The sequence below is a fragment of the Rubripirellula amarantea genome (assembly GCF_007859865.1).
GTDB classification, from domain to species: Bacteria; Planctomycetota; Planctomycetia; order Pirellulales; family Pirellulaceae; genus Rubripirellula; species Rubripirellula amarantea.
The window spans coordinates 535572-547905 of sequence record NZ_SJPI01000001.1; the positions used below are offsets into that span (position 1 = coordinate 535572).

General features: G+C 54.5%; 9 protein-coding genes. 4 read left to right on the forward strand and 5 right to left on the reverse strand.

The window, feature by feature from the left end; all coding sequences use genetic code 11:
• Window positions 1–63: 63 nt before the first annotated feature.
• Complete coding sequence (locus Pla22_RS01985; protein ID WP_146513104.1) at window positions 64–549, reverse strand: response regulator; 486 nt, start codon at window positions 547–549, stop codon at window positions 64–66.
• Window positions 550–685: 136 nt separating this feature from the next.
• On the opposite strand from Pla22_RS01985, the gene lysS reads away from it, so the two are divergent.
• The 3 genes from lysS (at window position 686) to Pla22_RS02000 (ending at window position 4884) form a co-directional block, all read left to right on the forward strand.
• Window positions 686–2251 (forward strand): lysine--tRNA ligase, encoded by a 1566-nt coding sequence (lysS, locus tag Pla22_RS01990; RefSeq protein WP_146513105.1) that lies wholly within the window; start codon window positions 686–688, stop codon window positions 2249–2251.
• A 284-nt stretch (window positions 2252–2535) separates the two neighbouring features.
• Complete coding sequence (locus Pla22_RS01995) at window positions 2536–4077, forward strand: ABC transporter permease (protein WP_146513106.1); 1542 nt, start codon at window positions 2536–2538, stop codon at window positions 4075–4077.
• Window positions 4078–4161: 84 nt separating this feature from the next.
• Entirely contained in the window at window positions 4162–4884 is a 723-nt protein-coding gene (locus Pla22_RS02000) for an ABC transporter ATP-binding protein (protein ID WP_146513107.1), read from the forward strand.
• A gap of 92 nt (window positions 4885–4976) precedes the next feature.
• Here Pla22_RS02000 and sucD read toward each other — a convergent pair whose 3' ends face one another.
• Window positions 4977–5849: a succinate--CoA ligase subunit alpha gene (sucD, locus tag Pla22_RS02005; protein WP_146513108.1), complete on the reverse strand. Its 873-nt coding sequence runs from the start codon at window positions 5847–5849 to the stop codon at window positions 4977–4979.
• A gap of 84 nt (window positions 5850–5933) precedes the next feature.
• The gene (sucC, locus tag Pla22_RS02010; protein WP_146513109.1) at window positions 5934–7118 is read right to left on the reverse strand and encodes an ADP-forming succinate--CoA ligase subunit beta; all 1185 of its coding nucleotides are present in this window, start codon (window positions 7116–7118) and stop codon (window positions 5934–5936) included.
• 99 nt (window positions 7119–7217) lie between these two features.
• Here sucC and Pla22_RS02015 point away from each other — a divergent pair, with 99 nt between their 5' ends.
• Window positions 7218–8789 carry a UxaA family hydrolase gene (locus tag Pla22_RS02015; RefSeq protein WP_146513110.1) on the forward strand — a complete coding sequence of 524 codons (1572 nt, stop codon included), beginning with the start codon at window positions 7218–7220 and terminating at the stop codon, window positions 8787–8789.
• A 16-nt stretch (window positions 8790–8805) separates the two neighbouring features.
• On the opposite strand, the gene Pla22_RS02020 is transcribed toward Pla22_RS02015, so the two are convergent.
• Both Pla22_RS02020 and Pla22_RS02025 read right to left on the reverse strand, forming a co-directional pair.
• Window positions 8806–10035, reverse strand: coding sequence for a DUF1559 domain-containing protein (locus tag Pla22_RS02020; RefSeq protein WP_146513111.1), 1230 nt, complete (start codon window positions 10033–10035; stop codon window positions 8806–8808).
• A 46-nt stretch (window positions 10036–10081) separates the two neighbouring features.
• Window positions 10082–12331, reverse strand: a complete 2250-nt coding sequence (locus tag Pla22_RS02025; RefSeq protein WP_146513112.1) for a serine/threonine-protein kinase — start codon at window positions 12329–12331, stop codon at window positions 10082–10084.
• Window positions 12332–12334 lie beyond the last annotated feature (3 nt).

Sequence of the window (12334 nt, forward strand, 5' to 3'; positions counted from 1 at the left end):
AAAGCGTTGCCGTCGCAAATGATGTAACTACACAAGTTCGCTGCGAACGGTCAAGACAAGCCACTAAAGCGTGACCCAACCCGGTCGAGAAGGACGTGAGCCACGACGGCGGTGGCTGTCGATTAGGGATGGCATCCATAGAATTTGATCCACTACCGCGATGAGCGAATTGGGGTCGATCGGCTTGAACAGGCATCGAGTCGCCTGAGTCGCCGCTTCGGCCTTCTTTTCTAATCCCGCCCACTTGGAATCCGCGATCATCACGACTGGCAACTGTTCATAGCCGACGACTTGTCGAACCTGGGCGACGGTTGCCAAAGCAGCATCCGCATCGTCGGCGACGTCGCAGACGATCAAATCTTGGCGGCCCATCGACAGAGCTTTGATGACCGATTCCCCATCTCGAGCACAAATGCACCGGTAACCCTGGGAATCAAGCACGCCGGCGAGGGCAAGCAACGATAGAGGACTGGGATCCCAAACGATGATCGAAGCTGGCTGATTTCGGCTTCCTGGATCGTCCTTCCGGAAGTTAGATTTTTCGTTCATTCCCTGCGTTTAGCGACAGATGGGAACCGAACGCAAGGTCGAGCGGCCAATTTGGTGTTCCCTTGCGAATTTGGGCGTCTGCGCGGACAATTCCCACTCCGATTAATTCCCAGAGCTCCATCATCACGAAGCGAACATGACCAACGAAGGCGAAAAAGACCTGCTTGACCCCCGCGTGGCCCGACGCGAGAAGTTGAACAAGATCATTGAACGGGGAATCGACCCGTTCGGCCAACGCTTTGACAATCGCGACTTGATTGGCGACTGTATCGCCCGCGGTAACGAAGTGAAGTGGGTCAAAGAAGACGGTACGGAAGTCCCTTTGCCCGATTTCACCGACGAATCGCTCGACTATCGAAAATGGAAGACTGACAACGGGCCCGGTGAAGAAACGGGCCCGACCGTACGTGTTTCGGGACGCATCATGCTCCAGCGAGGGCAGGGCAAACTGTTCTTTCTTTCCTTGCGGGATTGGACTGGCGACCTGCAGATTTTCATCGGTAAAGGGCAAGTCGGCGAAGAGGCGTTTGAACTCGCCAAGCTGTTTGACTTGGGCGACTTGGTTGGCGCCGAAGGACGGCTGGGACGAACCAACACGGGTGAACTCACCGTGTTTGCAGAAAAGTTGTTTTTCCACACCAAGATGTTGGAAGTGCCTCCGGAAAAGCACGCCGGACTTACGAATCCAGAATTGCGTCAACGCATGCGATACGCCGACTTGGCGTTCAACGATGGCGTTATCAAAACGTTCATGGATCGCACGAAAATCATCAAGTCGATTCGCCAAACGCTTGACGATCAAGGGTTCTGCGAAGTTGAAGGCCCGACGCTGCACACGATCGCCGGGGGCGCAGCAGCACGACCCTTTGAAACTCATCACAACGCATTGGATATGCCGCTAACAATGCGGATCGCGCTTGAATTGCACTTGAAGCGATTGATGGTTGGCGGCATGGAACGTGTCTACGAAATGGGCCGCGTCTATCGCAACGAAGGGATTAGCCCTCGTCATAATCCCGAGTTCACAATGATCGAGCTGTACCAGGCCTACGGCGACTACCGATCGATGATGGACCTAACCGAAAAGATTATCATCGATGCGATTGACCGTATTGGCGGCGGATACAAGCGCCCATTCGGTGATAAGATTGTTGACTTCACGCCGCCGTTCAGGCGAGCCACGTATGCGGAACTGTTCCAAGACGCCACCGGTATTGATCCTGCGGATGACGCTGCCGTGTTAGATCTGGCTAAGAAGTTGAAACTTGATACGGCCAACAAGCACTTGGACGTGGTCCGCAATGAGATCTTCGAAGAAAAGGTCGAGGACTCGCTAACAGGTCCAATCTTCGTCATTGACTATCCCGCTAGCATTTGCCCGTTGACGAAGCGAAAAGCCGATAATCCGGCAATTGCCGAGCGTTTCGAGATGTTCATTTTGGGTATGGAACTCGCCAACGCCTACACCGAACTGAACGACCCAGATCTGCAAGAAGATCTGTTCAAAACGCAACTCGAAGGACAAGACGAAGAGGACTCGATGGCCAAGATGGACCATGACTTCGTCCGGGCCCTGCGTTATGCGATGCCGCCCGCCGGCGGACTTGGCATCGGCATCGACCGCTTGGTGATGCTGCTGACGAATAAGAAGTCCATTCGTGATGTGATTTTGTTCCCACTATTGCGTCCTGAATCTGAATAGGCCAACGATCGGACTGGAATGCCAAGGAGTTTGTGTCGCTGTCCTGAGTAGCTGTCCTACGTCGCTGTCCTAAGTTGCTGGGCGACTGACGCAATGGGACAGCAACTCGCTGAAGCCTGAAACAGTGAGGGGCGAGGGCACTGACTCGCTGGGACAACGAAACGCTGGAACGTGGTCCGTAAGTTCGATGCCTTTCCTCTCTTTACGTTGGCCCGCAGTCTCTCCTAGACTCCGGGCACTTGCACCATGGATGGTGAAACAGCAGTCCGCCGAGGGAATGGCTCATGTATCGTTTGTTATTGTGTTTCCGTTATCTACGGACCCGTTACATCGCACTGGCTTCGATTATCAGCGTCACGCTGGGCGTTGCGACCCTGATTGTGGTCAACAGTGTTATGGCCGGTTTTTCCGTAGAAATGCACGAACGTTTGCATGGCTTGGCGTCCGATATCCTGATCGAATGCCATACCAGTGGCGGAATGCCCGATCCCGATGCTCATCTGCGTGAAATCAAGAAAGTCTGCGGCGATCAACTCGCTGGCAGTTCCGTTTCAGTTCACGTTCCTGCGATGTTGGGAATCGACTTTGGCGGTCAATTGATCACTCGCCATGTGAACCTAGTCGGCATTGACGCAGAAACCTACGACGACGTCAGCCACTTCGGCCGCTATCTGCTGCACCCAGAAAACAAAGACTCCGCTACCTTTGACCTGCGTGATGGTGGCTATGCTCCCGATCGTGATTCGTTCCCACGCAGCGGATGGGAATACCGCAGGATGCGGACGATCTACGAACGAGAACTCGCTCTCGAACAAAAACGCGTCGACGCTTTGTCCCATTCCCCGACGGCTGATTCGATCCCCAGCGGCCCATCGTTTGGATTTGCCGCTCCCGATGTTCTGCGTGAGCGCACCGACGGACAGGTCGCCGAAGAATTCGATCCAATGATCGATCAATATCCAGGCCTCGTTCTCGGCATTTCGACCTGCAGCATTCGCTATCGCGATGCGGAAAACAACGTTTCAGATCGTTACTACTGCCGCCCGGGCGATGACGTCCGCATGATGTTCCCGAACGCAGGCGATGACACCAAAGTGGTGAACCAGAGGTTCACCGTGGTCGACATGTATGAATCGGGAATGAGTGAATACGACAGCACGTTTGCGTTTTGCCGTCTCGATCAACTTCAAGATTTCCGAGGCATGGTCGATCCAGGCACCGGCGCCCGCAGTGTCACCACCATCCAACTAAAACTGGTCGAAGGCGCCAGCTTGAATGCGGTCCGCGATGCACTTCGCAAGCGATTCCCGCCAGATGTCTATGCTTACGACATTCAAACGTGGCGCGATATGCAAGGCCCACTGCTGGCAGCGGTTCGCTTAGAGACCACGATCCTAAACATTTTGTTGTTCCTAATCATCGCAGTGGCCGGGTTCGGCATTCTGGCAACGTTCTTCATGATTGTCGTCGAAAAGACCCGCGACATCGGAACCCTAAAAGCACTCGGTGCCTCAAGTGGCGGAGTGATGAGCATTTTCTTGAGCTACGGCCTGCTGCTAGGAATCGTGGGGAGCGGTGCGGGACTGATCGGTGGTTTGATATTTGTCGACAACATCAATGCAATCGCCGGCGTGATCGAGAAGATCACCGGCCAGGAAGTGTTTGACCCAACGGTTTACTACTTCACCGAAATCCCGACCATCATTCATCCGTTCACGATGGTATGGGTGATGCTAGGCGCCGTTGCAATTGCGGCGATGGCGAGTGTCCTGCCAGCACTGCGAGCGGCTCGTATGCACCCTGTTCGAGCTTTACGCTTCGAGTAGGCCAGTCTTCGGCGTACTGCTTGTTTCGCAGTGCACTTGCCTCTCAAACGTTCCCCACCTGCCTCATCCGACCTGAAGCCTCCCATGAATCACGAAACCGTTCTTTCTGCTCGTGGCATCTACAAGAGCTACCACAAAGACAAAATCGAAGTGCCTGTCCTTCGCGGCGTCGATGTGGAGGTTGAATCAGGGATTGTGACAGCATTGGTAGGTCGCAGCGGCAGTGGCAAGAGCACCCTGATGCACCTGATGGCCACCTTGGATCAACCGGACTTTGGTGAAATCCATTTCAAAGGCAAACGAATTGATAACGCGTCTCGCAAGGAACGCGATCAGTATCGCAATCGCGACATTGGAATCATTTTCCAGTTCTATCACCTGCTGCCGGAACTATCAGCGATCGAGAACGTGATGGCTCCGATGATGATTGGACGCAGCATCGTGGATTACTTCCTGACGCGTAAGCAAATTCGCAAACAAGCCGAAGCAATGCTTGACCGTGTGGGATTGCTGCACCGAGCGACGCACAAACCATCGGAGATGAGTGGCGGAGAGATGCAACGAGCAGCGATCGCGCGTGCGTTGATGGCTAGCCCATCGCTGTTGTTGGCCGATGAACCCACTGGCAACCTCGACACCGAGACCGGCCACGAAATCCTGAAGCTGTTGTCGGAACTAAACCAGAACGATGGTTTGACCATTCTGATGATCACGCACGACGACTCCATTGCCGAAAACGCCGACGTTTGCCATCGCATGTGTGACGGACAACTTGAAAACGCAGCACTTTCGCTGCAAGCGGCTTAGTGATTGCTGCAACAAGGCGATTCCCGCCGTGTTATCCCAACTCATCACGTCGACAGAGAAGCGGACACGGTAAAACCGCCGTGTCCGATCACTTACTTCGACATTGCCTTGACGACTGCGTCGCCCATGTCGGCCGGGGTCGGTGCAACGACGATTCCAGCGTCTTCAAGAGCAGCAACCTTCTCGGTAGCCGTTCCCTTACCGCCGCTGATGATCGCGCCGGCGTGACCCATTCGCTTTCCGGGCGGTGCGGTGCGTCCGGCAATGAAAGCAGCCATTGGCTTGGTGACGTGTTCCTTGGCAAACGCAGCAGCTTCTTCTTCTGCGGTTCCGCCAATTTCACCGATCATCAAGATTGCTTCGGTTTGGTCATCTTCCTGGTACATCTTCAGCAGGTCGATAAAGCTGGTCCCAACAATAGGGTCACCGCCAAGTCCGACGCAGGTACTTTGACCGAGGCCTAGATTGCTAGTTTGCCAAACGGATTCGTAAGTCAACGTTCCCGACCGGCTCATCACACCAACCTTACCAGGCTTGTGAATGTAACCGGGCATGATGCCGATCTTGCAAGCACCGGGCGTAATCAAGCCGGGACAATTAGGACCGATCAGTATCGAATCACTCGCTTTGACCTTTTCGTAGACTCGAACCATGTCGATGACAGGCACGCCTTCGGTGATCGCAGCAATGATCTTGATTCCTGCGTCGACCGCTTCAAGGATTGCATCGGCAGTGAAGGGCGGTGGGACAAAAATCATTGTCGCGTTCGCACCGGTCTGCTCAACGGCTTCTTCGACGGTGTCAAAAACAGGAATGCCTTCGACGTTTTGGCCACCTTTTCCAGGTGTGACTCCACCAACCATCTGCGTGCCGTAGTCACGGCAACCAAGTGAGTGGAACGTTCCCGAATTGCCAGTGATCCCTTGGCAGATAACTTTCGTATTGGCGTCGACCAGGATGCTCATGAGAGTAGGTTTTTAGATGGTGGGTTTGATAGGTGGAGTGAAAAAAGCAGGGAGTTGCGGAGACGAATATGTCTCCCAGCAAAGCTACTTGGTTGCAGCGACGATTTTTTCTGCCGCATCCGTGATGTCGGTGGCCGTGATGATGTCGACATCGCTTTCGGCAAGCATTTTGCGACCCTCTTCGACCTCGGTACCTTCGAGTCGCACTACCAACGGGACGGTGAATCCAACCGTCTTGCTGGCTTCGATGATCGCAGAAGCGATCGTTGTGCAACGCGCGATACCGCCAAAGATGTTCACCAACACGCCTTTGCAATTGGGATCCGAAAGCAAAATACGAAACGCTTCGGTGACTTGTTGCGCGTTGGCTCCGCCGCCGACATCCAAGAAGTTGGCCGGTTGGCCACCGTGGTACTTGATGATGTCCATCGTGGACATGGCAAGGCCGGCACCATTAACGAGGCAGCCAATGTTGCCCTCAAGCTTGACGTAACTGAGACCTGATTCACTAGCTCGAACCTCGGATGGCTCTTCTTCCGAAAGGTCACGCAATTCGAGCAGATCTTTGTGTCGAAACAGTGCATTGGAATCAAAGTCAATCTTGGCATCCAAGGCGACCATTTGCTCGTCACCAGTAATGACCAAAGGATTGATCTCGCACATCGAACAGTCGAAATCTACAAAGAAACGGCAGATCGCGGGCATGAACTTCGATGCTGCTTTCGCAGCCGCACCGGTGATACCGAGCTTCTTGCAAAGCTTGCGAACTTGAAACGCTTCCAGCCCCACAGCAGGATCAAAGTGCTCTTTGAAAATCAGCTCGGGCGTCTCTTCAGCAACGGTCTCAATTTCGACGCCACCTTCGGTGCTGACCATCAACACCGGCTTCATGGCCGCTCGGTCGACCACGATACCGAGGTAGAGTTCGCGAGCGATATCGCAACCAGCTTCCACAAAGATTTGGTTGACAACTTTGCCTTCCTCGCCGGTTTGAATCGTGACGAGAGTTTTTCCGATCAATGCGGCGGCGGCAGCGCGAACTTCGTCGGCACTTTTGCAGACCACAACACCGCGTTGATCGGCGTTGTCTTTGATGGTCCCTTTGCCACGGCCGCCGGCGTGAATTTGAGCTTTCACGACAGCGATTTTGCCGCCAAGTTTTTCGTAGGCGGCGACTGCATCATCTGGCGTTTTTGCCATGATGCCTTCGAGAACGGGAACGCCAGACTGGCGAAAGAGCGCTTTGCCCTGATATTCGTGGATCTTCATCGACTAAACTGCGACGGGAATGAGGCGGCGAAATGAGAATGCGGGTCCTGAGTTGCGAATATACGCCTCAGAATCGATGCGGTGAACCATAGGAACATAATGAGCAAAGTAAATGAATCGGCAGCCAGCCATGGTGTCATTCACCTGCGTCCGGTCGACAACGTCGCCATTGCGACCGCAACCCTAGCTGCGGGAACCACACTTTGGCTCTCCGGACGAGAAATTTGCGTCAACCGCTCGATTCCCGCCGGACACAAGTTTGCCGTCGCAAGCATCCCATCGGGTCTTCCCGTCATCAAATACGGCTGTCCCATCGGTAATGCAACTGCCGCGGTCTTTTGCGGCGACCACGTTCACACCCATAACTTGACGGACCACCACGTTGTTTCCAACGACTTAACGACCGTTTCGCCTCCATCGCCGCCAACCAAATTAAGCCGGACCTTCGACGGTTTCCATCGCGCCGACGGCCGCGTAGGGACTCGCAACTACGTGGCTTTGATTTCAACGGTCAACTGCAGTGCGTCAGTATGCCACAAGGTCGCCGAGCGATTTGATCAGCAGCGGATGAAACGCTGGCCCAATGTCGATGGAGTTTTTGCGGCCACTCACACGACTGGCTGCGCGATGCAATTCAACGGCATCAAGCAAAAAATGCTCGGCCGAGTTCTTGCTGGCTATTCTCGACACCCCAACGTCGGCGCGTGCTTGATTCTGGGGCTCGGGTGCGAACAAACCACGGCGGGTTACTTGACTGAGCATCAGGGTATCGTGTCGCTTTACGCCCCCAGCGGTGAAAAGCTAACTCGCGATGATGGCATTCCGATCATGACCATGCAAAGTGAGGGTGGGACTCGTGCGACCATCGCCAAGGCAGAAACCTTCGTAGAACAATTACTCGATCGAGCGAACATGTTCACACGAGCACCAGCCGATGCCTCGGCATTGGTGGTTGGCACCGAGTGCGGTGGCAGCGACGGTTATTCGGGACTCACCGCTAACCCAGCAGTCGGCGTGGTGTCCGATCGAGTCGTGGCCTGTGGTGGCACGTCGGTGATTTCCGAAACCACCGAGCTCTACGGTGCCGAACACCTGCTGGTCGCTCGCAGCCGCACACCAGAGGTTGCCCAAAAGTTGCTCGACCGAATCCAATGGTGGAAAGACTATGTGGCGATGTACGACGGACAGATCGACAACAACCCATCGGCAGGCAACAAAGCTGGTGGACTTACCACGATCACCGAAAAATCACTAGGTGCGGTTTCGAAAAGCGGATCAACAACGCTTGAAGAAGTCTACGAGTACGCTACCCCGATCACATCCAAGGGATTGGTCGTGATGGATTCACCGGGATTTGACCCGGCTAGCGTGACGGGTAAAGTCGCCGGGGGCGCAAACTTAGTCTTGTTCACGACCGGCCGTGGTAGCTGTTTCGGATGTAAACCTACACCGGTGATCAAGATCGCGACCAACTCGGCGATGTACGAATCGATGCGTGACGACATGGACCTTAACGCCGGAACCTTACTGGAAGGCCGCGACTTACAAGATGTTGGCGAAGAGTTTTTTGACTTTGCCTTGGAAGTGGCCAGTGGCCGAAAAACATGCAGCGAAGAACTGGGGTTGGGCGACCACGAGTTCGTACCATGGACGGTCGGGCCAACACTCTAGAAGTTCGGCAACAGCTCTACAGCTCTATGTCAATCGTTTCGGAGCTTGCTCGCGTTCCCAACGCTCCCCACAGCCCGAATGGGCTCTTGTTGCCAGAGGCCCGGGGTCCGTTTCCGCCCAGGATAACCGTTCCCCCTTCATCGCTTCCCGCATCGATGGACTCAGTCACGAAAACGACAGCTCCGTCGCCCATCAAAACGTGGCATCCGCCTGGATGGCGACTGCTGGCTGGTATTTGTCCCGTCGACGCCCAACCGGCTCCCATGCAAACTTCGCGATTGGGAGGCAAGATTGTGTTGAACCCTGTCATTAACTCACGAACCGATGCCCAACGATACCCACGACGGTTTGACTCGTCAGAATCAATGACGGGAGCACTGGGTGATCCGGCGGGTGACCAGAACGTAGGGCGTTCCAGATCGCGTTGCACGTAGCACAGGTTAGCGGTGTCATGAACACCGGGTCCGCCCCAACCAAGGTTCTCGGACGCGGACGTTGAAACATCTCGATCGCCAATGTCTGTTTTAATTTCGCCACACATGATCGTGTTGGAAAGACCATCAAGAATGTCTCGAAATCGCATATCCGTTCGCAGCACGAACGTGCCACGGTTGGACGCTCTTGCGTTGGCATAGAAGGCATGTGTCCATTCGCCATTTTGGTAAACCCATCCGCCGCTGTCGACGTAGTCAGTCGCATCCCCCAGGCACGCGGCGTAGTTGGTGCGTCCCATCGATGGCAGACCTACCCCGGGGTCGCTGGGGCAACGCAACATGGGCACTTCCGTCATCCAAGGTTCGTAGTCGACGCTTTCAGGACGAGGCCCCATCGCTGGAAATTGAATCGGCGGCGGCCCAGCAATCAATTGCGGGCTACTGATTTCGTCCCAGAGTCCTTGCTGTTCGACGAACGGCAATAAACCAACCAAGAAACTGAGTTCCCAATCGTTCGTACGAAGCCGATCACGGTGCGCGGCATTGGTTCCTGTTCCATGTTTGGGAATCCTTTTGAATGCCGCATGGTAGTTGTGAACCCCAATGCCAAGTTGCTTGAAATTATTGCTGCAACTCATTCGCCGCGCAGCTTCTCGAGCTGCTTGCACAGCCGGTAATAACATTCCGACCAGAACACCAATGATCGCGATCACAACAAGCAACTCGATCAGAGTGAATCCGGATCGAACTTGCAACTTCGGCGTTGGATACTGAAGTTTCAGCGATTGAATTTTCGGCGTTGGAGTTTTCATGGTACGGCTGTGGCGAGAGCAGAAGGCGGGAAGTGTCACCGCCCACTTAAACAGCAACCGTTTCAGTCGCGTCCGTGCTCCCCTTGGTATCCAAGAGAGAACTCGTGACCGAATCATCGCGATGGGGCGCATCAACTTTACGAACGAACCACCACAACACCAACGCCACTAGCAAAATCGACGACAGCGCGGCAGCTCCTTCAACTAGCAATGCCGAGGTCATCAGGTTTACCGGTTCCCAAACCTTCTCGAGTCGATATTGAACTAAAACCAACAAATCAGTGTTAGTTTCAGAATCGACTTTGCTGCCGGTCTGTTCCCAGTCGACAGATGTTTTTGGCAGGGCAACGGCTTGCAACGCTGCAATCCAACGCCCCGAATAAGCCTGACCATCACTCGTCATCGCAACCGGATCATGATAGGTCACGTCGTCACCACTAAGCAAGCGATCCATCAGATTTGGTTCAATTTGATACTTTGTCTCCCCCAGATCGGGAACATCCTTCAACTGCCGCTCGTCCATGAGTGGGTGTTGCAGGATCGTTCCTCTCGCAGGACCATCTCGTGCTTCCACCAGAACCGCGACTTGGTTGGACCCCTTCTCACTCTGCAATAGCTGGAAATCGCCCAAATTGATCGTCGCGACAAAAATAGCATCGGGTCGGGACCGATCGTCGGACAGGAATATAGGTGTGCTCACGGCGACCTTCCACATTCCCGTCGCCGTTGACGGAAACGCAGCCGAAAGCCGAGTGTCACTTAAAGGAGTAACGTTTCCAATCTCAACTTGATCTTTGGGAAGATCCTCACGACCGCCATGAAAATACGTTCGATAGGCGAAGTTACGCCCCGCACTGTTGCTGTCACGATCCACTGATTCGTCGTAGACAATCCCAATGATCGTTCCGACCGAATCGGTTACGAACATCGTGGCGAGCTGAAGCTTTCGGGCGATCCCTTCTTCGCCGGTGTAACGATCCAAGCGACCTTGCAAGAATTCATCCAAACGAATTCGCTCCGGTGCATCAAGAAGCCTCTCTCTAGCGTCACTGACCTCGTGAGTGTCAGCGGGCGTCAACTCAGAAGCGATCTCTCGCAACGATTTTTCAACGACGGGATCCGCGAGTGTGTCTTCGAGATGCTTCAAGAATTCCTTCGACGATGTTTCATCGCGCGTAAGGTCATAGTAACGTTCGATTTCACTTTCAAGCGTTCGAGCCGCAAACTTCGCGGCGAGTTCATTGCTGTCACGGGCTTCGGTTTGCAATGCGTCTCGGGTTCGTTCACCGGCTTCTCGAATGCTTCGATAGCCCCAAAACGTCGTTGCCAACAAAATCAACAGCGGGCCGACAATCCCCAGCAGCATCAACGGCCTTCGAGACAAGTTTGCCTCTCTGCGCTGCAAGTCTTCCAAAATTTGTTGGATGTTCTGGTAACGATCATTCGGGCTAGGTGCCAAGCACTTCGAAACGATCTTCGCCAATGCACGATCGACGCCAGATTTCTGCATGTGCTTGATTGGCGGTGGAGCTTGCTCGATCGACTCTCGGTACCGCGACAATCGTTTGGGCAGCGAACCGGCAGTATCAATCTTCTCGACGATCGTTTCGTCTTTGTAGGGAGGGCTACCGGTGAGCATGCGATACAAGATCGCTCCCACGGCATACACATCCCAACTTGCGTCCGGTGTGGATTCGAGATCGGCTTGCTCGGGAGCCATGTAGAACAACGTGCCCAGCGACGGGGTCTGCTCGTTGGAAAGCCGGCTCTGCCCAAAATCGGCTAAACGGGGTTCGCGATCCTCGCCCAGCAAGATATTGGCGGGCTTGATGTCGCAGTGCAAAACCCCTTTCGCATGGCAGTGGTTCAGCCCCACGCACACTCGCTTAAACAGATTGACCGCCTCGCCGACAGGCAAGGTCACCGACTGCTTCAACAGGTCCTCCAACGACCCGCCCGTGACCAATTCCATCACGTAATACGGCGGATCGGCATCCCAGCCCACCTCTAGCACTTGAACCACTTGGCGGTCTGCTGAGAGTTGAACCAGATTCTTGACCTCGCGAGAAAGCAACGACCAATTGACGCCGCCTCGGTGAAGGTAGAACTTAACAGCAACGCTTCGACCGGTATTAAGATCGAGTCCCACCCACACTTGGCCGAACGCACCAGACCCCAGGAACCGGCTCAACCGATAACCGGGCACTTCCGCCGGAGGCGTTGTCGCTCTCATCGAGAGTTCTTGGGCGGTCGATTGACCATCGGCCGTTTGGTATTCGGTTTGCTCGCCAGTCATAGT